Origin of the sequence: Methylobacterium sp. J-092 (assembly GCF_022829325.1) — a bacterium.
Lineage (GTDB): Bacteria > Pseudomonadota > Alphaproteobacteria > Rhizobiales > Beijerinckiaceae > Methylobacterium.
Map to the genome: position 1 here is coordinate 24,992 of NZ_JAKSXU010000069.1, position 21,306 is coordinate 46,297.

The 21,306-nt window shown below is 69.2% G+C and carries 23 protein-coding genes; 18 read left to right on the plus strand and 5 right to left on the minus strand.

What is annotated here, in order from left to right:
* The first annotated feature begins 312 nt into the window (after positions 1 to 312).
* The 6 genes from MKK60_RS07075 (at position 313) to MKK60_RS07100 (ending at position 3,798) form a co-directional block, all read left to right on the plus strand.
* The gene (locus MKK60_RS07075) at positions 313 to 522 is read left to right on the plus strand and encodes a cold-shock protein (protein ID WP_147726903.1); all 210 of its coding nucleotides are present in this window, start codon (positions 313 to 315) and stop codon (positions 520 to 522) included.
* 228 nt (positions 523 to 750) lie between these two features.
* Positions 751 to 1,113, plus strand: coding sequence for a DUF6481 family protein (locus MKK60_RS07080; protein WP_147726905.1), 363 nt, complete (start codon positions 751 to 753; stop codon positions 1,111 to 1,113).
* Positions 1,114 to 1,267: 154 nt separating this feature from the next.
* Entirely contained in the window at positions 1,268 to 1,468 is a 201-nt protein-coding gene (locus tag MKK60_RS07085) for a hypothetical protein (protein WP_147842575.1), read from the plus strand.
* A 275-nt stretch (positions 1,469 to 1,743) separates the two neighbouring features.
* The gene (locus MKK60_RS07090) at positions 1,744 to 2,007 is read left to right on the plus strand and encodes a hypothetical protein (protein WP_147726909.1); all 264 of its coding nucleotides are present in this window, start codon (positions 1,744 to 1,746) and stop codon (positions 2,005 to 2,007) included.
* A gap of 27 nt (positions 2,008 to 2,034) precedes the next feature.
* Positions 2,035 to 2,244, plus strand: a complete 210-nt coding sequence (locus MKK60_RS07095; protein WP_147726911.1) for a hypothetical protein — start codon at positions 2,035 to 2,037, stop codon at positions 2,242 to 2,244.
* 162 nt (positions 2,245 to 2,406) lie between these two features.
* Positions 2,407 to 3,798 carry an ATP-binding protein gene (locus MKK60_RS07100; protein ID WP_147842574.1) on the plus strand — a complete coding sequence of 464 codons (1,392 nt, stop codon included), beginning with the start codon at positions 2,407 to 2,409 and terminating at the stop codon, positions 3,796 to 3,798.
* A gap of 22 nt (positions 3,799 to 3,820) precedes the next feature.
* Here MKK60_RS07100 and MKK60_RS07105 read toward each other — a convergent pair whose 3' ends face one another.
* Positions 3,821 to 4,321 carry a hypothetical protein gene (locus MKK60_RS07105; RefSeq protein ID WP_243984684.1) on the minus strand — a complete coding sequence of 167 codons (501 nt, stop codon included), beginning with the start codon at positions 4,319 to 4,321 and terminating at the stop codon, positions 3,821 to 3,823.
* Between the two features lie 44 nt (positions 4,322 to 4,365).
* Between MKK60_RS07105 and MKK60_RS07110 the strand changes: the two genes are divergently transcribed.
* Complete coding sequence (locus MKK60_RS07110) at positions 4,366 to 4,557, plus strand: hypothetical protein (protein ID WP_147726916.1); 192 nt, start codon at positions 4,366 to 4,368, stop codon at positions 4,555 to 4,557.
* Positions 4,558 to 4,667: 110 nt separating this feature from the next.
* Positions 4,668 to 5,849 (plus strand): pyridoxal phosphate-dependent aminotransferase, encoded by a 1,182-nt coding sequence (locus MKK60_RS07115; RefSeq protein WP_243984686.1) that lies wholly within the window; start codon positions 4,668 to 4,670, stop codon positions 5,847 to 5,849.
* Between the two features lie 59 nt (positions 5,850 to 5,908).
* Here the strand turns inward: MKK60_RS07115 and MKK60_RS07120 are convergent, their stop codons facing one another.
* Positions 5,909 to 7,528 (minus strand): phosphoenolpyruvate carboxykinase, encoded by a 1,620-nt coding sequence (locus MKK60_RS07120; protein ID WP_147859656.1) that lies wholly within the window; start codon positions 7,526 to 7,528, stop codon positions 5,909 to 5,911.
* A gap of 337 nt (positions 7,529 to 7,865) precedes the next feature.
* Here MKK60_RS07120 and recR point away from each other — a divergent pair, with 337 nt between their 5' ends.
* From recR to truA, 4 genes are all read left to right on the plus strand, one after another.
* Positions 7,866 to 8,471: a recombination mediator RecR gene (gene recR, locus MKK60_RS07125; RefSeq protein ID WP_147730063.1), complete on the plus strand. Its 606-nt coding sequence runs from the start codon at positions 7,866 to 7,868 to the stop codon at positions 8,469 to 8,471.
* 104 nt (positions 8,472 to 8,575) lie between these two features.
* On the plus strand, positions 8,576 to 9,091 hold the full coding sequence (locus tag MKK60_RS07130) for a peptide deformylase (RefSeq protein ID WP_147859132.1): 516 nt from the start codon (positions 8,576 to 8,578) through the stop codon (positions 9,089 to 9,091).
* A 13-nt stretch (positions 9,092 to 9,104) separates the two neighbouring features.
* The gene (fmt, locus tag MKK60_RS07135; protein WP_243984689.1) at positions 9,105 to 10,034 is read left to right on the plus strand and encodes a methionyl-tRNA formyltransferase; all 930 of its coding nucleotides are present in this window, start codon (positions 9,105 to 9,107) and stop codon (positions 10,032 to 10,034) included.
* A gap of 109 nt (positions 10,035 to 10,143) precedes the next feature.
* On the plus strand, positions 10,144 to 10,932 hold the full coding sequence (gene truA, locus MKK60_RS07140; protein ID WP_243984691.1) for a tRNA pseudouridine(38-40) synthase TruA: 789 nt from the start codon (positions 10,144 to 10,146) through the stop codon (positions 10,930 to 10,932).
* Here the strand turns inward: truA and dapE are convergent.
* Positions 10,887 to 12,083, minus strand: coding sequence for a succinyl-diaminopimelate desuccinylase (dapE, locus tag MKK60_RS07145; RefSeq protein ID WP_243984693.1), 1,197 nt, complete (start codon positions 12,081 to 12,083; stop codon positions 10,887 to 10,889). The genes truA and dapE overlap by 46 nt on opposite strands.
* A 186-nt stretch (positions 12,084 to 12,269) precedes the next feature.
* Here dapE and MKK60_RS07150 point away from each other — a divergent pair, with 186 nt between their 5' ends.
* Positions 12,270 to 12,611 (plus strand): PilZ domain-containing protein, encoded by a 342-nt coding sequence (locus MKK60_RS07150; RefSeq protein WP_243984695.1) that lies wholly within the window; start codon positions 12,270 to 12,272, stop codon positions 12,609 to 12,611.
* A 55-nt stretch (positions 12,612 to 12,666) separates the two neighbouring features.
* Here MKK60_RS07150 and MKK60_RS07155 read toward each other — a convergent pair whose 3' ends face one another.
* Positions 12,667 to 14,985: a glycogen debranching N-terminal domain-containing protein gene (locus MKK60_RS07155; RefSeq protein ID WP_243934169.1), complete on the minus strand. Its 2,319-nt coding sequence runs from the start codon at positions 14,983 to 14,985 to the stop codon at positions 12,667 to 12,669.
* 226 nt (positions 14,986 to 15,211) lie between these two features.
* Complete coding sequence (locus MKK60_RS07160) at positions 15,212 to 16,345, minus strand: glycosyltransferase family 4 protein (RefSeq protein WP_243984698.1); 1,134 nt, start codon at positions 16,343 to 16,345, stop codon at positions 15,212 to 15,214.
* A gap of 427 nt (positions 16,346 to 16,772) precedes the next feature.
* Between MKK60_RS07160 and MKK60_RS07165 the strand changes: the two genes are divergently transcribed.
* From MKK60_RS07165 to MKK60_RS07185, 5 genes are all read left to right on the plus strand, one after another.
* Entirely contained in the window at positions 16,773 to 18,938 is a 2,166-nt protein-coding gene (locus MKK60_RS07165; RefSeq protein WP_243984700.1) for a TonB-dependent siderophore receptor, read from the plus strand.
* Positions 18,939 to 19,156: 218 nt separating this feature from the next.
* Positions 19,157 to 19,360 (plus strand): 50S ribosomal protein L35, encoded by a 204-nt coding sequence (gene rpmI, locus MKK60_RS07170; RefSeq protein ID WP_018044555.1) that lies wholly within the window; start codon positions 19,157 to 19,159, stop codon positions 19,358 to 19,360.
* A gap of 48 nt (positions 19,361 to 19,408) precedes the next feature.
* Positions 19,409 to 19,786: a 50S ribosomal protein L20 gene (gene rplT, locus MKK60_RS07175; RefSeq protein WP_147725894.1), complete on the plus strand. Its 378-nt coding sequence runs from the start codon at positions 19,409 to 19,411 to the stop codon at positions 19,784 to 19,786.
* 140 nt (positions 19,787 to 19,926) lie between these two features.
* Complete coding sequence (gene pheS, locus MKK60_RS07180; protein ID WP_243984702.1) at positions 19,927 to 21,009, plus strand: phenylalanine--tRNA ligase subunit alpha; 1,083 nt, start codon at positions 19,927 to 19,929, stop codon at positions 21,007 to 21,009.
* 14 nt (positions 21,010 to 21,023) lie between these two features.
* On the plus strand, positions 21,024 to 21,305 hold the full coding sequence (locus MKK60_RS07185) for a hypothetical protein (RefSeq protein WP_147725892.1): 282 nt from the start codon (positions 21,024 to 21,026) through the stop codon (positions 21,303 to 21,305).
* Position 21,306 lies beyond the last annotated feature (1 nt).

A 21,306-nucleotide genomic window follows, 5' to 3' on the forward strand; every position in this document is an offset into this window, starting at 1 on the left:
GTCCGCACGAGCGCGTGGCGGGCATGACCCGAGCCTAGCACGCTTTCCCGCATTCCCGCCGAACGTTTTGCCGTCGACCCACCGTGCGGTTCTCGGATCGAGACGCGCGCTTTCGTGTTCGTCGCACGCGGTGTTTGCTAAATGTCTCCGAGTGTGCAAAAAGTACAACATCGATCTCTGGCCAGATATCCGGCCGTTCCGTCCGTAATGGACGTGCGCTGATTTTCTCCCACATTTCGACGACCCGCGACCTGGCGCGTGATTCACATGCGCCGGTCGAATTATGACGACTGATAAGATACGGAATTTTCTATGAGCACCGGCACCGTCAAGTGGTTCAACGATCAGAAGGGCTTCGGCTTCATCCAGCCGGATGACGGCGGCAAGGACGTCTTCGTGCACATCTCGGCTGTGGAGCGCGCCGGAATGCGCGGCCTGACCGAAGGCCAGAAGATCTCCTACGAGATGGAGACCGATCGTCGTAGCGGCAAGCAGTCCGCCGGCAGCCTCCAGGCCGCCTGAGCACCGAGTTCGCCTCGGATCGTCGTCGAAGCCGTCCCACCCGGGACGGCTTCGCGCGTTTTCGGAGCGTTGCGACCAAAGCGCGATGAGCGAGTCTCATCGCCGACCGCGTCCCGCCACGGCGGGGCGGCCGCCATCCGCCGAGCGTCATGGGCCGCGAGCCTTGCGATTCGGTCCGACCTGTCTGACCGCAGCCGGCATGGGGCCGGTGGCGCATAAGGATCTTGTGTGAATCAATCCAAGGACAACCAGTTCTCCGACCGGCTCGAGACCGCTGCGAAGGCGCGGGAAGCGATGCTGGCGCGCTATCGTTCGCGGCCGGCCGCCGATGATCCCGCCGTCGTCGCCCGCCAGGCCGAGCGTCAGGCCGTGATCGAGGCCCGCGAGGAGCGCAACAAGGAGCGCGAGGCCGCCCGGGTCGCCGCCGAGATCCAGCGCGTCGCCGAGGCGAAGGCCCAACGCGAGTTCGAGGCCGCCGAGGTGCTGCGCATTGCCGCCGAGAAGGCCGAGCGTCAGGCCGCCCTGGCCGCCGAGCAGAAAGAGGCACGCGACGCCCGCTTCGCGGCGCGCAAGCTGCGCGCGCGCAAGTAGGCCCACAGCCGAGCCCCGGCGACGATCCGACCGACACGGCTCAGGCCGCGGCGGGCGGGCCGGCGCCACCAGACCCAGCCGAATCCGTCACTTCGAACGTCGCACCCGCCCCGGGTCCGGCAGCCGGCGTCGCGGCGATCAGGAGTGATGTACGATGTCCCACAAGTTCAAGCTCGGCCAGCGTGTCCGTCAGTCGCGCGGCGGCTTCGGCTCCGTCAAGGACGATGCCTCGGGCCTGCTGTGCGAGATCGTCCGCCTGATGCCCGAGGACCGGACCGGCGAGCCCTGCTACCGGATCAAGTCCTCGGCCGGCGAGCGCGCCGCCAACGAGAGCGAGCTCTCCCTCGCCGGCTGATGCGCCACGGCGGCTGCGAGCGGTCGCCGCGCACGGCCCCAACGTCTTCGGCGTCTCGCGCGCGGACGTCTGCAAGGCGCGCGGACGTGCCGTGCGTTGCCAAACGCGCGGACCTGCGCCATCTCAGCCTCGATGCCGGCCGAGGCCCTTCTCGCCAGCCGCATGCGGCTCCCGCTGACGGGCCGGGTGGCGTCTCCCGCCCCGGTCCGCCCATCGATCGGGAGCCGTTCCATCCCTGGGCGGCGTTTCACGTCGACCCCAACCCCAAGCAGGCAATGAGTAAGCGCACCAGGCAAAGGCCGCAGGAGCGAGGCTCCGTGCTGTTCGACGTCGTCTACGAGGACGGTTCGCAGGCCTCGAACCGCCGCGTCCCGATGGAGATCCTCGGTGGTCTCGACGGCGACGAGCCGGCCCGCGAGGTGATCTCGGCACAGGACGAGGAGATCGCCCAGAAGTCGGGGCGTCCGCAGCGGACGATCCTCAGTCTCTCGCGTTCGCCGATCCCCGAAGCGAAACCGAAGCCGCCCCGCGTCGCGTAAGGGAGCGCGACAGTGGGAGAGCACGACATGGGCCACAAGTTTCATCTCGGGCAGCTCGTGCGTCGCCGCGACCTCGCGGCGGCGCGAAACGGCAACCGCATCTTCGAGGTGATCGGCCTGTTGCCGGCCGAGGCGGGCGCGCCGAATTATCGGATCCGCAGCACCGAGGCCGGTACGCACGAGGTGCGCGAGGACGGCCTGACGGCCGCCTCGTGCTGCTCGGCGCCGGCATCCTGATCGGCGTCGGACCGAGCGCGCGTTGGAGCGGCGCGTCGGCAGTGGCATAAGACGGACGTCCCGCTTCCGGGGCCTCCGCCCGGACCTTCGCCCGATGCGCCGCCTCCCGCCGGCCCCGACATTCCCCGGCACGACAGCACCCCGCACCGCACGGTGCCCGGCATGACCGCGCCGGACCTCGCGACCGTGCGTCGCCCGGCCCAGCGCCGGCTGGGAGGCCCGCGCACCTTGTGGAAGCGGCTCGCCCGCGCCATCGGCGACCTTCTGCCGAAGGGGCTCTATGCCCGGTCGCTGATCATCATCATCGCCCCGGTGGTGTTGCTGCAATCGGTGATCGCCTACACCTTCATGGAGCGGCACTGGCAGCTGGTGACCAAGCGCCTGTCCTCGGCCGTCACCGCCGACGTCGCGGCCCTGATCGACATCTACGAGGTCTATCCCCAGGACAAGGACGCCGAGACGCTCTCGCGCATCGCCGGCGAGCGGCTGAACCTCGACCTCGACATCCTGAAGGGGGCCAAGATCCCGCCGCCGGGGCCGCGGCCGTTCTTCTCGATCCTGGACGAGGCGCTGTCGGACGAGCTGAAGCGGCAGATCGGCCGGCCGTTCTGGATCGACACCGTTGGGCGCTCGAACCTGATCGAGATCCGTGTCGCGATCCCCGACGGGGTGATGCGCATCACCGCCCGCCGCTCGCAGGCCTACGCCTCGAACTCGCACATCTTCCTGGTCTGGATGATCGGCTCGTCGATGGTGCTGCTCGGCGTGGCGATCCTGTTCCTGCGCAACCAGATCAAGCCGATCCTGCGGCTGGCCGCGGTGGCGGAGGGCTTCGGCAAGGGCCGCGAGATCGAGTTCCGCCCCCGCGGCGCCCGCGAGGTCCGCCAGGCCGGCCACGCCTTCATCGAGATGAAGCGCCGAATCGAGCGGGCGATGGAGCAGCGCACGACGATGCTCAACGGCGTGAGCCACGACCTGCGCACCATCATCACCCGGTTCCGCCTCTCGCTCGCCCTGATCGAGCAGACCCCGGAGATCGACGAGCTCTCGCGCGACGTCGACGAGATGAGCCGGATGCTGGAAGGCTACCTCGCCTTCGCCCGCGGTGATTCGGCCGAGAACGCGGCGCCGACCGACATGCGCGCCCTGCTGGAGGACCTGCGCACCGACGTCGAGCGCCTCGGCGCCCAGGTCTCGGATTTCGAGCTGGCCGGGTCGCCCTCGGTCACCGTCCGGCCGGACGCGTTCCGGCGCTGCCTGTTCAACCTCGCTGCCAACGCCGCGCGCTACGGCGAGACGGTGGCGATCTCCGGCCGGGCCGAGGCGCGGGCGTTCTTCGTCTCGATCGACGACGACGGCCCGGGCATCGCGCTCGAGAGCCGCGAGGAGGTGTTCAAGCCGTTCGTGCGCCTCGACGATGCCCGGCAGGATGCCGGCGGCTCGGGCCTCGGCCTGTCGATCGCCCGCGACATCGCCCGTGCCCATGGCGGCGACGTCTCGCTCCACGACAGCCCGCTCGGCGGCCTGCGGGCGACGGTGCGGGTGCCGGCGTGAGGGCCGCGCCGCCCGAGGCTCGTCAGCGGGCGCGTTCCTGGATGTGCGTGATCTCGAGACGGGCGCTCGTGAGGAGGTATTCCAGGGTCTTCAGGTCCAGGCCGGCCTCGTGGAAACGGACCTGCAATCCTGCCTCGCCCCTCCAGTCGTACCCGGCGTCGGAGGGAAGATATTTGAGCAGCATCGCGCTGGCGACGTTCGTACGGACGTAGCCGCGATGACGGACCAGCCTGCCGATCTGCAGCACCAGCGCGTCAATCTGCGCGCGATCCGACATGATCGAGCGCGGCTTCGACACAGGTGAGCGCATCAATTCGGTTTCCCCTTGTTGAGGGCGAACATAAACGCCGAGACTTGCGTCTTTCTTAGCAACGCCGATCGATCTCGTAAAAATGTCCGCGTTGCTACCCCGCCGATATTTGTCGATCTGAGCTGCGGCCAGGCTCGATCGCGCGGCAAAAAAACGGTGCGCCGGGTGTCCCCACGGCCACGCCGGGATGCTAAGGACGAGCGATCCGTCCAAGCGCGAGGGCTGCGCCGCCGCCCCGCACGACCTGAGTGCCGTTCATGAACCCGCTCGTTCCGCTCTTCATCCTGATCTCGCTGCCGCTCGCCGCGATCGGCCTCGTGCTCTACACCGACACCGGCATCGAGCCGGCCCTGTTCTACGCGTCGGTGAAGACCTTCGTGATCCTGGCCGTCATCGCCGTGGCGCTGTCGTTCGGCGCGAGCAAGCTGGCCGAGCGCTCCAAGAACTGAGCGCTGCGTCCCTCCCGGCACGCGGCGTGCAGGGAGCAGGCTCCGTTCCGGGCAGGACGGCGCGCCGGGCAATCGCGAGGCTCGGCTGCGCGAATCACGAGGGCGTTTCCATGATGCAGATCGTTCCGGCCTTCGGACGTATCGGCGAGGAGAACGCCTTCGCCGTCCTCGCGCGGGCCAACGCGCTGGCGGCCCAGGGGCGCGACGTCATCAATCTCGGCATCGGCCAGCCCGACATGCCAACCCCGGCCCACATCGTCGAGGCCGGCATCCAGGCGTTGCGCGACGGCCATCACGGCTACACGCCGGCCACCGGCATCCTTCCCTTGCGCGAGGCGGTCGCCCGCGACATCCACCGGCGCCACGGCGTCGAGATCTCACCCGAAAGCGTGATGATCGTGCCCGGCGGCAAGGTCACCATGTTCATGGCGATCCTGATGTTCGGCGAGCCCGGCGCCGAGATCCTCTATCCCGACCCCGGCTTCCCGATCTACCGCTCGATGATCGAGTTCACCGGCGCGACGCCGGTCCCGGTGCCGATCCGCGAGGGCAACGGCTTCGCCTTCTCGGCCGAGGAGACCCTGGCGCTGATCACGCCGCGGACCCGGCTGCTCATCGTCAACTCGCCGGCGAACCCGACCGGCGGCGTGACCCCGAAGGCCGAGATCGACGCTCTGGTGAAGGGGCTCGCCGACCACCCCGGCGTGGCGGTGATGTCGGACGAGATCTACGGCACCATGACCTACGACGGGCAGGCGCATCACTCGCTGCTCAAGTACGACGCGATCCGCGACCGGCTGATCTATCTCGACGGCGCCTCAAAGACCTACGCGATGACCGGTTGGCGGCTCGGCTGGTCGGTCTGGCCGAAGCCGCTCTACGAGGCGGCGCGCAAGCTCGCAGTCAACGCCCATTCCTGCGTCAACGCGGCGACGCAGTGGGCCGGCATCGCCGCGCTCGACGGGTCGCAGGATTGCGTGGCCGAGATGGTCGCCGAGTTCGACCGGCGGCGGACGATCGTGGTCGACGGCCTCAACGACCTACCCGGCGTCTCCTGCATCGTGCCGAAGGGCGCGTTCTACGCATTCCCGAACGTCGGCCGCACCGGCTGGAAGGCCAAGGCCCTGGCCTCGACCCTGCTGGAGGAGGCCGGCGTCGCCGTCATCGGCGGCCCGGATTTCGGCGTGCACGGCGAGGGCTACATCCGCCTGTCCTACGCCAACTCGGCCGAGAACATCCTGCGCGCGCTCGAGCGGATGAAGACGTTCCTGAGCGAGCGCAAGCCGGGCTGAGGCTACGGTCGGACGCGTACCCTTCCCTCCCCCCAAGGGGGAGGGAAGACCCGAGCCCCTCAGGCCGCCATCGCCTGCGCGTTCGGCTCGGCCGCGCGCACGTCCGCGTCGACGTGCTGCTCGAAGCGCTTGAAGTTCTCCTTGAACATGCCGACGAGCCGGTTCGCCGTCTCGGCGAAGGCCGCCTTGTTGGCCCAGGTCTTCACCGGCTGGAGGATGTGCGGCTCGACGCCGGGCACCGAGACCGGCACCGCGAAGCCGAAATACGGGTCGCGCCGGAACTCGGTCTTCGACAGCGAGCCGTCGAGCGCCGCCGTGAGCAGCCGGCGGGTGACGCGGATCGGCATCCGCCGCCCGGTGCCGACGCCGCCGCCGGTCCAGCCGGTGTTGACGAGCCAGCAATCGACGTCGTGCCGGGCGATGAGGTCGCGCAGCAGGTTGCCGTAGGTGCTCGGGTGGCGCGGCATGAACGGCGCGCCGAAACAGGTCGAGAACGTCGCCTCGGGCCCGGTCAGCCCGCGCTCGGTGCCGGCGACCTTGGCGGTGTAGCCGGAGAGGAAGTGGTACATCGCCTCCGCACCGGTGAGCTTGGCGATCGGCGGCATCACGCCGAACGCGTCGCAGGTCAGCATCACGATGTTCTTCGGGTGCCCGGCCCGGCCGGTGTCGCTGGCGTTGGCGATGAAGTCGAGCGGGTAGGCGCAGCGGGTGTTCTCGGTGAGCGAGGCGTCGTCGAAATCCGGAATCCGGGTCTCGGGGTCGATCACCACGTTCTCCATCACCGTGCCGAAGCGCTCGGTGGTGGCGTAGATCTCGGGCTCGGCGTTGCGCGAGAGCCGGATGGTCTTGGCGTAGCAGCCGCCCTCGAAGTTGAAGATCCCGTCCGAACTCCAGCCGTGCTCGTCGTCGCCGAGCAGCTTGCGCGAGGAATCGTTGGAGAGCGTGGTCTTGCCGGTGCCCGACAGCCCGAAGAAGATCGCCGAGCCGCCTTCGGCGTCGAGGGCGGCGTTGGCCGAGCAGTGCATCGGCATCACCCCGGCGCCCGGCAGGATGTAGTTCAGGTAGGTAAAGACCGACTTCTTCATCTCGCCGGCATAGGCCGAGCCGCCGATCAGCACGATCCTGCGGGTGAAGTCGATGGCGATGACGGTCTTCGAGCGGCAGCCGTGGCGGGCCGGGTCGGCCTGGAAGCTCGGCAGGTCGATGATCGTCATGTCCGGGACGTAGGCCGCGATCTCGGCGCGCGGCGGCCGGATCAGCAGGTTGCGGATGAAGAGCGAGTGCCAGGCGAATTCCGAGAACACCCGCGCTTTCACCCGGTGCGCCGGGTCGGCGCCGCCGTAGAGGTCCTGCGCGAACAGCTCGCGGCCTTCGGCGTGGGCCTGGAAGTCGGCGAGCAGGGCGGCGAACTGGTCGGGCGTGATCGCGCCGTTGTTCTCCCACCAGATCTCGTTCTCGGTGCTCGCGTCGCGCACCACGAACTTGTCCTTGGGCGAGCGCCCGGTATGGCTGCCGGTGGTGGCCACCAGCGCGCCGCCGCGCGCCAGGCGGCTCTCGCCGCGGGCGAGGGATTCCTCGTAGAGGCGCGGGGCCTCGAGGTTCCAGTGCACGGCCTTCAGGTTGCGCAGGCCGATCGCCTCCGCGCCGTGGGCCGCGTTATGATCGCCGATGTTGCTCAAGGTCTCTCTCCCGGGCCCCTGCTCGCGCCGTGTCGCTGCTCCGGGCGCGCCAGGCGCCGGATCATGGGAGCGTCCGTGCGGTCGTACAGGACCGCCGCACGCTGGTTCGCCGCTCCCGGCTCGTCTTGGATAGGCGGCAAGCTTTCGCCGTCAACTTGGACGAAGGGTGGAGGGGGACAGACGAGGGCCGCTTGTCAGGGGGCCGGAAACCGTTCACCCGAGCGCATCGCATCGCCGCCGCGTGGGACCCCACGCCGCCTTCATCCCGGCCGCGTTCGGCGGTATCGCATGGGCGCTCCCGCCCCGACCCGGCCCCGCCCAGGAAAACGAACCGTTCATGCCGCAAGCCGTCGCCGGCCCCGAGATCGAGCGCCTGATCCAGCTGCTCGCGCGGATGCCGGGCCTAGGGCCCCGCTCCGCCCGGCGGGCGGCCCTGCAGCTCATCAAGAAGCGGGACACGCTGCTCGCGCCGCTGGCCGACGCGATGCGGGTCGCGGTCGAGCGCATCGTCGTCTGCCGCGAATGCGGAAACGTCGACACCTGCGATCCGTGCACGATCTGCAGCGACCCGTCGCGCGACCCGACGCTGCTGGTCGTGGTCGAGGACGTGTCCGATCTCTGGGCGCTGGAACGCTCGGGCGCGGTGCAGGCGCGCTACCACGTGCTCGGCGGCGTGCTCTCGGCCCTCGACGGGGTCCGGCCCGAGCACCTCAACATCGCCAGCCTCGTGGAGCGGGCGGCCCGACCGGAGGTGAAGGAGATCATCATCGCGCTGAACGCCACGGTCGACGGGCAGACCACGGCCCACTACGTCACCGACGCGATCAAGGACCTCGGCCTGACGGTGACGCGGCTCGCCCACGGCGTGCCGGTCGGCGGCGAGCTCGACTATCTCGACGAGGGCACGCTGACGGCGGCGATCCGCAGCCGCACGGCGTTCTAGGACCTGCCGCGGCGGCGGCGGCGCGGGCATTTGACCGCCCTCCCCCCGCATCCTATTCCGGCGACACGCCCGCCCCGCCACCTGCCCCGTCACCCGGTCGAGCCATGACGATCCGTCCCCTCGTGATCCTGCCCGATGCGCGCCTGCGCCTGCCGTCGGAGCCGGTCGGCCCCGTGACGAAGGAGATCCGCACCCTCGCCGACGACATGCTCGAGACGATGTACGACGCGCCCGGCGTCGGCCTCGCGGCGATCCAGATCGGCGTGACGAAGCGGATGGTGACCATCGACACCTCCAAGGAGGAGGGCGTGCGCAACCCGCAGATCTTCCTCGATCCCGAGATCGTCTGGGCCTCCGAGGAGACGCGGGTCTACGACGAGGGGTGCCTCTCGATCCCGGAGGTCTACGGCGAGGTCACGCGGCCGGACAAGGTGCGGGTGCGGTTCCGCGACCTCGACGGGGCGGTGCAGGAGATCGAGGCGTCCGGCCTGCTCGCCACCTGCATCCAGCACGAGATCGACCACCTCAACGGCGTGTTGTTCATCGATCACCTGTCGAAGCTCAAGCGCGACCGGATCGTGAAGAAGTTCACCAAGGCGGCCAAGCGCGACGCGGCCTGATCGGACACCGGACATGCGCGTTGTCTTCATGGGCACCCCGGATTTCGCGGTGCCGACGCTCGCGCGTCTTTCCGAGGACGGCCACGCCATCGCGGCGGTCTACACTCGCGCGCCGGCGAAGGCCGGGCGCGGCATGGCGCTGCGCCCCTCCCCCGTCCATGCGCTCGCGGACCGGCTCGGCCTGCCGGTCCTGACCCCGTCGACCCTCAAGGACGCCGAGGCCGCCGAGACCTTCGCGCGCCACCGGGCCGACGTCGCCGTCGTCGTCGCCTACGGCATGCTTCTGCCGCAGGCGATCCTCGACGCGCCGCGCCACGGCTGCCTCAACCTGCACGGCTCGCTGCTGCCGCGCTGGCGCGGGGCGGCGCCGATCCACCGCGCGGTGATGGCGGGCGACGGGATGAGCGGCGTCGGCGTGATGCGGATGGAAGCCGGCCTCGACACCGGGCCGGTGGCGCTGGAAGCCCGCATCCCGATCCGCCCCGGCATGACCACGGGCGACCTGCACGACGCGCTGATGCCGGCGGGCGCCGACCTGATGGCGCAAGCTCTGCAGGAGCTCGACGCCGGCACTCTGACCTTCCGGCCGCAGGCTGAGGACGGCGTGCTCTACGCCAGGAAGATCACCAACGACGAGGCGCGGATCGACTGGGCCCGGGATGCCGACGCGGTCGCGGCGCAGATCAACGGGTTGAGCCCGTTCCCGGGCGCCTATTTCGAGGTGGACCTCGGGAAGGGCGCCGAGCGGGTGAAGGTGCTCCGGGCTCTGCCCGCCACCGGATCGGGCGTCGCCGGAACGCTCCTCGACGCCGACGCCACGGTCGCCTGCGGCTCGGGCGCCGTGCGGATCCTGGAGGTCCGACGCGCCGGAAAGAGCGGCAGCGGCAGCGGCGCGGAGTTCCTGCGCGGGGCGCGGGTGATTGCCGGCGCGCGTTTCGGATGAGGGAAATCGACAACCGCCCGTTCCCTCCACCTTCTGCGGGGGAAGGTACCCTGCGCCGCAGGGGGGGAGGGAAAGGCGCGTCCTCCGCTCACCTGCAGAGACGACCCTGATGCCGCGCTACAAGCTCGTCATCGAGTACGACGGCGCGCCCTTCCGTGGTTGGCAGCGGCAGGCCGACGCGCCGAGCGTGCAGGGCGCGATCGAGACGGCGGTGACGCGGTTCTCGGGCGAGACGCAGGGGCTGACCTGCGCCGGGCGCACCGATTCCGGCGTGCATGCGACGCATCAGGTCGCCCATCTCGATCTCGCCAAGGCGTGGCGGACGGACGTGGTGCGCGACGCGCTGAACGCGCATCTACGCCGGGTGCCGGTCTCGATCCTCTCGGCGGAGATCGTCCCCCCCGACTTCAACGCGCGGCATTGGGCGATCCGGCGGCACTATCGCTACCGCATCCTCGACCGGCGCAGCCCGCCGACCTTCACCGGCGGCCAAGTATGGCACGTGCCTTGGGCGCTCGATGCGGCGGCGATGCACGCGGCCGGGCAGAGCCTGCTCGGCCTGCACGACTTCACCGCCTTCCGCGCCGCCGAGTGCCAGGCCAACAGCCCGGTGCGCACCCTCGACCGCCTCGACGTCGCCCGCCGTAAGATGGGATCGATGGAGGAGATCGTGGTCGAGACCCACGCCCGCTCCTTCCTGCACCATCAGGTCCGCAGCATGGTCGGCACGCTGATGCTCGCCGGAAGCGGACGCCTCGATGCGGCCGGCGTCGCCGACATCCTGGCCTCGCGCGACCGCAGCCGCTGCGGCCCGATGGCGCCCGCCTGCGGGCTGTGCTTCGTCGGCGTGGATTATCCCGCCGAGGGCCCACCCGTCTGGCCCGACGCCGGAAAGTAGGCGTCGAGCATCCGGCCGTAGATCGCCGTCAGGCGGTCGAGGTCGGCGACCGGCACGCACTCGTCGACCTGATGCATGGTCTCGCCGACGAGGCCGAACTCGATGACCGGGCAGAAATCCTTGATGAAGCGCGCGTCCGAGGTGCCGCCGGTGGTCGAGAGCTTCGGACGCAGCCCGGTCTCGGCTTCGATCGCGTCGGAGACGAGCGCGACGAAGGCGTCGGGCTGGGTCAGGAAGGCCGGAGAGTTCGAGGGCGCGAGGTCGAGGGCGTAGCGGACCGTGCCGCCGGCGGCCGCGTCGAGGCGGCGGCGGATCTCGGCGGCGAGCGTCTGCGCGTCCCATCCCTCGTTGAAGCGGATGTTGAACACCGCCCGCGCGTCGGCCGGGATGACGTTGGTCGCGGGGTTGCCGACGTCGATCGTCGTGAACTCGAGGTTCGAGGCGTCGAAATGCGCGGTGCCGCCGTCGAGCGGGTCCGCGGCCAGCGCCGAGGCGAGGCGCAGCATGCCCGGGATCGGGTTCTCGGCCCGGTGCGGGTAGGCGACGTGGCCCTGCCGCCCGTGGACGGTGAGCTTGCCGGTGAGCGAGCCGCGCCGCCCGATCTTGATCATCTCGCCCAGGGTGCTCGGGTTCGTCGGCTCGCCGAGCAGGCAATGGTCGAAGCGCTCGCCCCGGGCCTTCGCCCAGTCGAGCAGCTTGACGGTCCCGTTGACCGCCGGCCCCTCCTCGTCGCCGGTGATCAGGAAGGCGATCGAGCCGGGAAGACCCGGGCCGCGCGCCTGCAGGAACCGGAGCGTGGCGGCGAGCATGCAGGCGATGCCGCCCTTCATGTCCACGGCGCCGCGCCCGTAGAGAACGCCGTCGGCGACCGCGCCCGCGAACGGGCCGCTCCGCCACGCGGCGGCGTCTCCCGGCGGCACCACGTCGGTATGGCCGGCAAACAGCAGGCAGGGCGCGCCGGTGCCGATCCGGGCATAGAGGTTCTCGACGTCCGGCGTGCCGGACTCGGAAAAGACCGGCCGCGAGACGGCAAACCCGGCCGCGGTGAGGATCCGGTCGAGCAGCGCAAGCGCCCCGCCCTCCTCCGGGGTCACCGAGGGGCAGCGCAGCAGCGCCTGCGCCAGGTCGAGCGGGCTCGCCTCGGCGCTCACGCCGACACCTCAACGATCACCGAGGCCTCGCCCGCGGAGCTACCGTGACGGTGTGGATCCGTCGGCGCGATGGCGGAGGACGGCGGCTGCATCTTCAACCCTTCTTGAGAAACCGAGCTTACGACAACCCGGAGCAGGAACAGGCACCGCACCGCAAGGGCCGCGGCAGGATAGGAGCATCGCGGCATGGTTGCGAAGACGTGGTCCGAGCTCGCCGCTTCCCGCAACCATCTCAGCCTGATGGAGCCTCCGCCGGAGAAGCGATCGGGCGGGGGCCGCCACACGGTGATGATCCCGGCGACGATCACCTGTCCCGACGGGACGACCCATGCCTGCGTGATCCGCGACATGTCGGTCGCGGGCGCGAAGCTCGCGATCTCGCGCCGCCATCGCCTGCCGCTGGGCTTCGCCCTCACCGTGCCCGGGTACGACCATGCCTATCCGGTCGCGCGCAAGTGGCAGCGCGGAGACTTCGCCGGCGTGGTGCTGACGCTTCCGAAGCCCGACGGCGAGCCGCATCCGGAATGATGCGCGGCTGCGCGAGGCGACCGCCGCCTGGCGCTCCGAGACCCGCGCGCGGCGGCTACTTCAGCACCGCCACCTGTGCATCGCCGAGGCGACGCGTGACGCTGACGGTGACGTCGCCGCCGTGGCGTTGGAACCGCAGGTCGACCCGCGAATCGCCCAGGCGCACGTTGTAGAGCGAGACCCCGTCGAGGAACGCCGGCAGGATCGGGTTGCGCAGGCGGACGCGGTTGCGCGCGTGATCGAGCTCCAGCCCGAGGCAGGCCGAGAGGAAGGCGAACGGCGCCGCCGCGGCCCAGGCCTGCGGGCTGCACGCCACCGGGTAGGAGACAGGCCCGCGCTGGCGCCGGCGCATGAAGCCGCAGAACAGCTCCGGCAACCGCTTCTGGTCCTGGTACAAGGCGGTCTCGAACATGCCCTGGAAGATGCGCGCGGCCTCGTGCTTCAGGTCGTAGCGGGCGAGCCCCATCGCGATGATCGCGTTGTCGTGCGGCCAAATCGAGCCGTTGTGGTACGACATCGGGTTGTAGCGCGCCTCGCCGCGGGCGATCGTGCGCACGCCCCAGCCGTTGAAGCCGTCCTTCGACAGCAGCGTCGCCGCCACCTGCGCCGCCCGCTCGGGCTTGGCGATGCCGGTGAACAGGGCGTGGCCCGCATTGGACGAGCGCACGGCGCATTGGCGCTTCTCGCCGTCGAGCGCCAGCGCGTAGGTGCCGATCTCGGCGTTCCAGAACGCGGCGTCGAACTTTTCGCGCAGGTCGTTCGCCTCGAGCGTCAGGCTCTCGGCCATGGCGTCGTGACCGAGCATCGCAGCGAGCTTGGCCATGCCGTTCTTGGCGGCGTAGACGTAGCCCTGGACCTCGCACAGCGCGATCGGGCCCTTGGCCAGATGCCCGTCGGTGTGGAAGATCGAATCGTGGCTGTCCTTCCAGCCCTGGTTCTCCAGCCCCTTGTCGGTGTCGCGGGCGTACTCGACGAAGCCGTCGCCGTCGCGGTCGCCGTACTCGTTCATCCAGGCCAGCGCGAGCTCGAGCGCGGGCCAGATCCGGGTGATGGTCTCGCGGTCGCCGGTGACGGCGTAATAGTCCCAGGCCAACATCACGAAGAGCGGCGTGCCGTCGATGGTGCCGTAATAGTGCCGGAACGGCACCTCGCCGAGCATCGCCATCTCGCCGCGGCGGGTCTCGTGCAGCACCTTGCCCGGCTGCGCGTCGGCGGCCGGATCGACGGTCTTGGCCTGCGTCACCGCGAGGTAGCGCAGCACGCCCTTGGCGAACTTCGGATCGATCCACAGCGCCATCATCGCGGTGATGATGCCGTCGCGCCCGAACACCGTGGAGTACCAGGGGATGCCGGCGAACGGGTAGATGCCCTCGGGCGTCCGGCTCGCCAGCATGTAGAGGTCGGCGGTGGCGCGGCAGGCGGCCTCGTTGAATTGGTCGTTCGACGAGATGATCGTGGTGATGCCGGCGGTCAGCTCGCGCAGGTCGCGCCGCGCGTCGCGGTAGGCGCGGGCGAAGACCATGCCTTCGTAGAGGCCCTTCGGCGGCCGCACCGCGGTGCTGCCCGAGGCGAGCGAGAGCGCGGCGGCGGCATCCTCGCCGGTCTTCTCGGCGGACGGCGCGCTGGTGAAGGCGCGATGCGCCTCGCACACCACGCGGACGAACAGCGAGGCACGGCCCTCGGGCGCCAGAGTCACCTCGAAGACGGCACGGCCGGGCTCGAGCAGCTTCGGCTTGGGCCCGAAATGCAGCGCGGTGGTGCGCACGATCTCGTCGAGGCCGACGTAGCGGAACTGCACCTCCTGGTCGCTCGCGACCTGCACTGCGCGCTTGCCGCGGCTGGTGCGCGCCGTGCCGCGGACCTCGAACAGGTCGCGGTAATCGGCATCGAACGTCACTTCGATGCGCAGGGTGCGCTGGCGGGAATCGTAGGAGCGCAGGCCGATCCGGTCGTAGCAGGCGCCGCGAAACAGGAATTTCGTGCGCTCGATCGCGATGATCTCGCGCGCCAGCGTAATCTCGTCGCCGCCGTCGAGGCGGATGTCGGGGGTCGTCATGTCGACCGAGAGTGCGCCGTTGTCGTCCTGCATCACCGAGGACAGCATCAGCGGGCGCTGGCCCTCGATGGTGAAGTGCAGGCGCGACAGGTAGCGCGTATCCTGAAAGTACAGGCCTTCCGGGCCGGGCTGCACGCCGATGTCGCCGAACGAATCCAGCACGGCGAAGGCCTCGCCGAACTTGAGCGAGCGCAGCGGCCGGTCGACCAGCGAGGTCTGCGCCTCGATGTGGTACTGCGGAAGCACCTCGTCGGCATCCTGGAAGCCGCGCGGAATCTTCTGCTGCGCCTCGCTGCCGGGCTGCGCCTTTGCCGTCATCGTGTCCGCCATGCGTGACCTGCTCCGCGCATCCTGGAGTGCGAATCGAAAGGGCCGCCGGATCGCGCCTTTGCGATGCGGCGGCCCTGGTGACCGTCTGATTGAGCCGTTTGTACGACGGGGCGAGGACGGAGAAAACCCTGCCCGCGCCGCTTCGACGGCCCTTGGGCGGCCCTTGCAAGCCGAGTGCCGGATGCGGCGGCGGGCGAGGCCCGCCGCGACCGGATCAGGCCGGCATCGCGGCGATCGAGATCGCCGGGCGGGCCGAGCCGTTCATCTCGCCGTAATGCGGGGCGAAGGCGGAGGCGGTCGGCAGGGTGATCACCGACTCGCGGGCGGCGAGCAGTTCCTCGTAGGCCGCGACGTACTTCTTGACCATGCACTCGGCGGTGAACGCGGTCTCGAAGTGGCGGCGGACGCCGGCGCGGCTCATGGTCTTGACCTTGGCCACCGCGGCGACCGCGTCGTCCATCGTCTCGCACAGCACGCCGCTGACGCCGTCGGCGATCACCTCCGGCACGGAGCCGTTGCGGAAGGCGATCACCGGAGTACCGGCCGACATCGCCTCGATCATCACCAGGCCGAAGGGCTCCGGCCAGTCGATCGGGAAGGCGAGCGCCAGGGCGTTGCCGAGGAATTCCTTCTTCTGCTCCTCGTTGATCTCGCCGATATATTCGATCAGCGGGTGGTGGATCATCGGCTCGATGACCTCGTCCCAGTAATCCTGATCGGCCTTGTCGACCTTGGCGGCGATCTTCAGCGGCGTGCCGGAGCGGATCGCCATCTCGATGGCGCGGTCCGGGCGCTTCTCCGGCGAGATGCGGCCGAGAAAGGCGAGGTAGCCGCCCTTGGCCTCGGGGGAATACGGGCAGTTCTGGGCCGGCAGGCCGTGATGGATCGTCGACAGCCAGTTGACGTTCGGCGGCATCGGCTCGCGCTGGTTGTCGGAGATCGACACCAGCGGCATCCCGGTGAAGGTCTTGTAGACGGGCATGAAGTCCGGCACGTCGAGGCGGCCGTGCATCGTGGTGATGCACTTGTGGTTCAGATCCTCGAACATGGGATACTGAAGCAGATCGATGTGAAAATGCAGGATGTCGAACTCGTGCGCCCGACGATGAACCTGGTGCAGCATCGCGAGATGGCTCGCGGTATGATCGCGATAGCCCAGAAGACGCAGACCTTCGGGCGTGCAGGCCGCGAGCTTGGCGGACGTCTCGGAATCGCCGCTCGCGAACAAGGTGACGTCGTGGCCCTGGCGGACCAGTTCTTCGGTGATCCAGCTGACGACGCGCTCTGTGCCGCCGTAGAACTTGGGCGGTACGGCTTCCGAGAGCGGGGCGATCTGGGCAATGCGCACGAAAGGTCTCCTGAGTAGCCTGCGTTTCGGGGATCTAACCCGACCCGGGCTGAGTGGGACATGAACGAAACCCACGGCCAAGGTTATGGTTCCTTGTGCGGTGCAAAGGCAGCGCTTCGTCGTCTTCACCGGGACTTGTCCCCGGTATCCTCGACGACCGGTCGGCCCGCGATGCCCGATCGAGCCGCGAGCCCCGTGGACCGGGACGCCGGCGGACAAGGCGATCCGCGGCGCGCACAAGAATCGAAATCGTAACGAGCAGATTTGAAGTATTACAAATTGATGTTGTGGCCTTTCGGCGACGCCTCCGGAAGGATCATATCCGTCGACCGCTTTCCGCGTTGAGATCATTGCAAGCACCGCACGCCATCGCTCAAGGATTGCGCGGAGCCGATCGGCTTCGAATATCCGAGCGCGAGCGAAAACCATGGTCGGTGATGGTGGAGATGCGAGACGGCCCCGTCATGAAACCATCGGTTGCTTTCTCGCCGCGGTGGCCTGCCTGCTGGCGGGTGTCGCATCCCCGGTCCCAGCACTGGCCGGCCCGGCCACGGACGAGGTCGTCCTGTCCGAGCTGAGCGTGACCGGCACGGGCGGCGAGCGGGCGGGCGGACCGGTGGTCGGCTATCGCGCCACGCGCTCGGCGACGGCCACGCGCACCGACACGCCGCTGGCCGATACGCCGCAATCCGTCCAGGTGGTGCCGCGCGACGTGTTGGTGGATCAGCAGGACGTTCGGCTCGGCGACGCGCTGCAGAACGTCAGCAACGTGCAGCCGGGCGGCACCCTGCAGGGGCGGAGCGAGACCTTCATCATCCGCGGCTTCGCCACGCAGACCTACGCCATCGACGGCATCCTGCTGAACCAGGCGAGCAACTTCTACACCGTCCAGCGCGACCTCGCCGACGTGGAGCGCATCGAGGTGCTGAAGGGACCGGCCTCGGTGCTGTACGGCCGCGGCGAGCCCGGCGGCCTGATCAACATCGTCACCCGGCAGCCGACGCTCGTCCCGTCCGGCGACCTCAGCATCCAGGGCGGCAGCTTCGGCTTTCGGCGCGTGCAGGGCTCCGTGTCGAGCGCCATACCGGGCGTCGAGGGCCTGGCGGCCCGCATCAGCTTCGCGGGACAGTCCGACCCGACCTTCCGCAACTACGGCGATCGCGACAATGCCCGCACCTTCGTGGCGCCGGCCTTCGCCTGGAACCCGTCTCCCGACACCCGCGTGTCGTTCGTCGGCGAGTTCACCCGCACCGACACCCAGTACGACGAGGGACTGATCGCCCGGAACGGACGCGTCCCCCTCGACGACATCGGCCGCTACTACGGCGAGCCCTTCAGCCGCTACAACGCCACGGCGAATTTCGGCGTGCTCCGCATCGAGCACGACGTGAACGAGTCCATCACCCTACGCGAGGTCTTCAGCGCCCAGGGCGGCGCGTTCGATCTCGTCGCGACCCGTGCGACGGGCCTGACCGACAACAACAGGGCCGTGTCACGGCGCGAGACCGCGGTCCGCTCGGCCTATGCCTCGATCGACAGCCAGACCGAGATGGTCGCGAAGTTCGACCTGTTCGGGCTGCGCAACACCGTGCTGGTCGGGTTCGAGTACACCGACGGCTTTCGCCATTCCTACACGACGCAGAGCACCGGCTATCCGTCGGTCAGCTTCCTCACGCCGAGCTTCGGCTCGCCCATCGTCGGCACGGCGCTGCAGGGCGACCTCCGGCAGAGAAGCGAGCTCTACGGCCTCTACCTCCAGGATCAGGTCGACCTCGGCTACGGCCTGCAGGTGCTGATCGGGGTCCGCTACGACACCGGAACGCAGTTCTACTTCAACCGGACGCCGACCTCGCGCACGATCCCGCCGGACCTGGCGTTGTCCGGGACCTCGCCGCGAGTCGGCCTCGTCTACCGGCCGTTCGATCCGCTGACGCTCTATGCGAGCTACACGACGTCGTTCAAGCCGCAGACCGCCAACGTCCTCAACGTCTCGAACCCGACGCCCGAGACCGGGGACCAGGTCGATGTCGGAAGCCGCCTCGACCTTACGCCGGACCTGACCCTGAGCGCGGCCGCCTTCCGCATCACCCGCCAGAACGTGGCCGCCGCCGACCCCGTCAACACCGGCTTCTCGGTGATCACCGGCGAGCAGCGCTCGCAGGGCGTCGAGGCGGATCTGGCCGGCCAGATTCTGCCGGGCTGGAAGGTCATTGGCAGCGTCGGCTACCTCGATGCGCGGATCACCAAGGATGACGTCTACGTCGTCGGGAACCGCCTGATCGGCGTGCCGAGCTTCAGCACCAGCCTGTGGTCGACCTACCAGTTCCAGGAGGGCCCGTTGCGCGGCTGGACCGTCGGCGGCGGCATCACCTATGTCGGGCGGCGCACCGGCGACCTGAACAACAGCTACTCCGTCGGCGGCTATGCGCGCCTCGACGCGGCCGTGTTCTACGATATCGACGAGCACGCCCGCTTCTCGCTGAATGCCCGCAACCTCACCGACCGGCGCTACATCGAGCAGCCGTTCAACCCGTTCAACAACGCCCCGGGCGCGCCGCTCTCGGTGCTCGCCACGGTCACGGCCAAGCTGTGAGCCGAGCCCCGGACGCGTCGCTCGGGACGGCGGGGCCGATCGGGCATCCGCGAAGGCATTGAAGCGGCGCGCGGTTTCTGCCATAAGCCGCTCCGCGTGGAACCGCCCGGCCGGTTAGGGCTGCCGTGGCGGTTCATGCTGCTCCACCAGAAGCATCCATCGAGCGCACCCCTCCGGCCATCGTCGGACGGCTGGGGTTTCGCGCAGCGGAGAGCCAAATGCCCAAGCTGAAGACCAAATCGGGCGCCAAGAAGCGCTTCAAGATCACCGGGACCGGCAAGGTCATGTACGCCCAGGCCGGCAAGCGCCACGGGATGATCAAGCGGACGACGAAGCAGATCCGCAACCTGCGCGGCACCACCACCCTGTTCGAGGGCGATGCCGCCAACGTGAAGAAGTACTTCCTGCCCAACAGCCGGTAAGCCCTTCACGACCGCCGAGACTGCTTTTTTCGATCCAGGAGATACATCATGGCCCGCGTCAAACGCGGCGTGACCAGTCACGCCAAGCACAAGAAAGTCCTCAAGGCCGCCCGTGGCTATTACGGCCGGCGCAAGAACACGATCCGCATCGCCAAGCAGGCGGTCGAGAAGGGCATGCAGTATGCCTACCGCGACCGCAAGAACAAGAAGCGCACGTTCCGCGCCCTCTGGATCCAGCGCCTGAACGCTGCCGTCCGCGAGCACGGCCTGACCTATTCGCGCTTCATCGACGGCCTGGCGAAGTCCGGCATCGCGGTCGACCGCAAGGCGCTGTCCGACCTCGCGATCCACGAGCCGGCGAGCTTCGCCGTCGTGGTCGAGAAGGCCAAGGCCGCCCTGCCCGCTCAGTCCGCCAAGGCCGCCTGAGCCTCATCCGAGCGACGAACCGGCGAAAGGCGCGGGGCTCCCTCGGGGAGCGCCGCGCCTTCGTCATGTTCGCACACCCTGTGACCACGAGCCTGCGCGCCGACGGCGCCGGGCGGTGAACCGCACGCGATGGGACAGCGATGACCGATCTCGACACTCTCGAACGCGACCTGCTCGCCCAGGTCGCGGCCGCCGCCGACGAGGCGTCGCTCGAGGCCCTGCGCGTCGCGGCGCTCGGCAAGAAGGGCAGCGTGTCCGAGTTGCTGAAGACGCTGGGCGCGATGAGCCCGGAGGAGCGCAAGCAGCGCGGCCCGCTCATCAACGGCCTGCGCGACCGGGTGCAGGGCGCGATCGCCCAGCGCCGCGACGCGCTCGCCGAGGCGGCCCTCGAAGCGCGGCTCGCGGCCGAGCGCATCGACGTGACCCTGCCGCTGCGCGAGGCGCCCGAGTCCCGCGGCCGCATCCACCCGATCAGCCAGGTCATCGACGAGATCACCGCGATCTTCGCCGACATGGGTTTCTCGGTCGCCGAAGGCCCGGACATCGAGACCGACGAGCTGAACTTCACCGCGCTGAACTTCCCGCCCGGGCATCCGGCGCGGGAGATGCACGACACCTTCTTCCTGGCGCCCGACAGCGAGGGCAAGCGCAAGGTGCTGCGCACGCACACCTCGCCGGTCCAGATCCGCACCATGCGGTCGCAGACGCCGCCGATCCGGGTGATCATCCCGGGCCGGACCTACCGGCACGATTCCGACCAGACCCACACGCCGATGTTCCATCAGGTCGAGGGGCTGGTGATCGACAAGGCGGCCAACATCGCCAACCTGAAATGGGTGCTCGAGGCGTTCTGCAAGGCGTTCTTCGAGGTCGACGCGGTCAAGATGCGCTTCCGACCCTCGTTCTTCCCCTTCACCGAGCCCTCGGCGGAGGTCGACATCCAGTGCTCGCGCAAGGGCGGCGAGATCCGCTTCGGCGAGGGCACCGACTGGCTCGAGATCCTCGGCTGCGGCATGGTGCACCCGAACGTGCTGCGGAATTGCGGCCTCGACCCGAGCGAGGTCCAGGGCTTCGCCTTCGGCGTCGGCATCGACCGCATCGCCATGCTCAAGTACGGCATGCCGGACCTGCGGCCGTTCTTCGAGGCCGACCTGCGCTGGATCGAGCATTACGGCTTCCGCCCGCTCGACGTGCCGAGCCTGATCGGCGGCCTGACGGGGTAGAAAGGGTGAGCGCCATGACGGAACGCGAAGTGGAAAACGTTGTCTCTTCGGTGCTCGAACACCGCTTTCCCGGTGGGCAATACAAGGCAGCGGAGGTTCGATTCGATACGGATTTCGATGGCGCCCCGATCATCCGCGTGACGGCTCGGTACAATACGCGACCGGCCAGTCGCGCCGAACTCGTGCGAACGGTGCACGCGATCCGGGATGCCCTCATCGCCCGCGGCGACGATCGTTTCGTGTTCCTGAGCAACGACATCGCCGACGAGCGGCAAGTTCACGCGGACGTGGACTGAC

Bases quoted from the DNA above. Each gene is read 5' to 3' on its own strand.
- rpmI (WP_018044555.1), top strand. From the start codon at position 19,157: ATGCCCAAGCTGAAGACCAAATCGGGCGCCAAGAAGCGCTTCAAGATC.
- rplT (WP_147725894.1), top strand. From the start codon at position 19,409: ATGGCCCGCGTCAAACGCGGCGTGACCAGTCACGCCAAGCACAAGAAA.
- MKK60_RS07095 (WP_147726911.1), top strand. From the start codon at position 2,035: ATGGGCCACAAGTTTCATCTCGGGCAGCTCGTGCGTCGCCGCGACCTC.
- MKK60_RS07185 (WP_147725892.1), top strand. From the start codon at position 21,024: ATGACGGAACGCGAAGTGGAAAACGTTGTCTCTTCGGTGCTCGAACAC.
- MKK60_RS07130 (WP_147859132.1), top strand. From the start codon at position 8,576: ATGACGATCCGTCCCCTCGTGATCCTGCCCGATGCGCGCCTGCGCCTG.
- fmt (WP_243984689.1), top strand. From the start codon at position 9,105: ATGCGCGTTGTCTTCATGGGCACCCCGGATTTCGCGGTGCCGACGCTC.
- MKK60_RS07165 (WP_243984700.1), top strand. From the start codon at position 16,773: ATGGTCGGTGATGGTGGAGATGCGAGACGGCCCCGTCATGAAACCATC.
- MKK60_RS07115 (WP_243984686.1), top strand. From the start codon at position 4,668: ATGATGCAGATCGTTCCGGCCTTCGGACGTATCGGCGAGGAGAACGCC.
- MKK60_RS07100 (WP_147842574.1), top strand. From the start codon at position 2,407: ATGACCGCGCCGGACCTCGCGACCGTGCGTCGCCCGGCCCAGCGCCGG.
- MKK60_RS07150 (WP_243984695.1), top strand. From the start codon at position 12,270: ATGGTTGCGAAGACGTGGTCCGAGCTCGCCGCTTCCCGCAACCATCTC.
- MKK60_RS07110 (WP_147726916.1), top strand. From the start codon at position 4,366: ATGAACCCGCTCGTTCCGCTCTTCATCCTGATCTCGCTGCCGCTCGCC.
- recR (WP_147730063.1), top strand. From the start codon at position 7,866: ATGCCGCAAGCCGTCGCCGGCCCCGAGATCGAGCGCCTGATCCAGCTG.
- pheS (WP_243984702.1), top strand. From the start codon at position 19,927: ATGACCGATCTCGACACTCTCGAACGCGACCTGCTCGCCCAGGTCGCG.
- truA (WP_243984691.1), top strand. From the start codon at position 10,144: ATGCCGCGCTACAAGCTCGTCATCGAGTACGACGGCGCGCCCTTCCGT.
- MKK60_RS07075 (WP_147726903.1), top strand. From the start codon at position 313: ATGAGCACCGGCACCGTCAAGTGGTTCAACGATCAGAAGGGCTTCGGC.
- MKK60_RS07085 (WP_147842575.1), top strand. From the start codon at position 1,268: ATGTCCCACAAGTTCAAGCTCGGCCAGCGTGTCCGTCAGTCGCGCGGC.
- MKK60_RS07155 (WP_243934169.1), bottom strand. From the start codon at position 14,985: ATGACGGCAAAGGCGCAGCCCGGCAGCGAGGCGCAGCAGAAGATTCCG.
- MKK60_RS07090 (WP_147726909.1), top strand. From the start codon at position 1,744: ATGAGTAAGCGCACCAGGCAAAGGCCGCAGGAGCGAGGCTCCGTGCTG.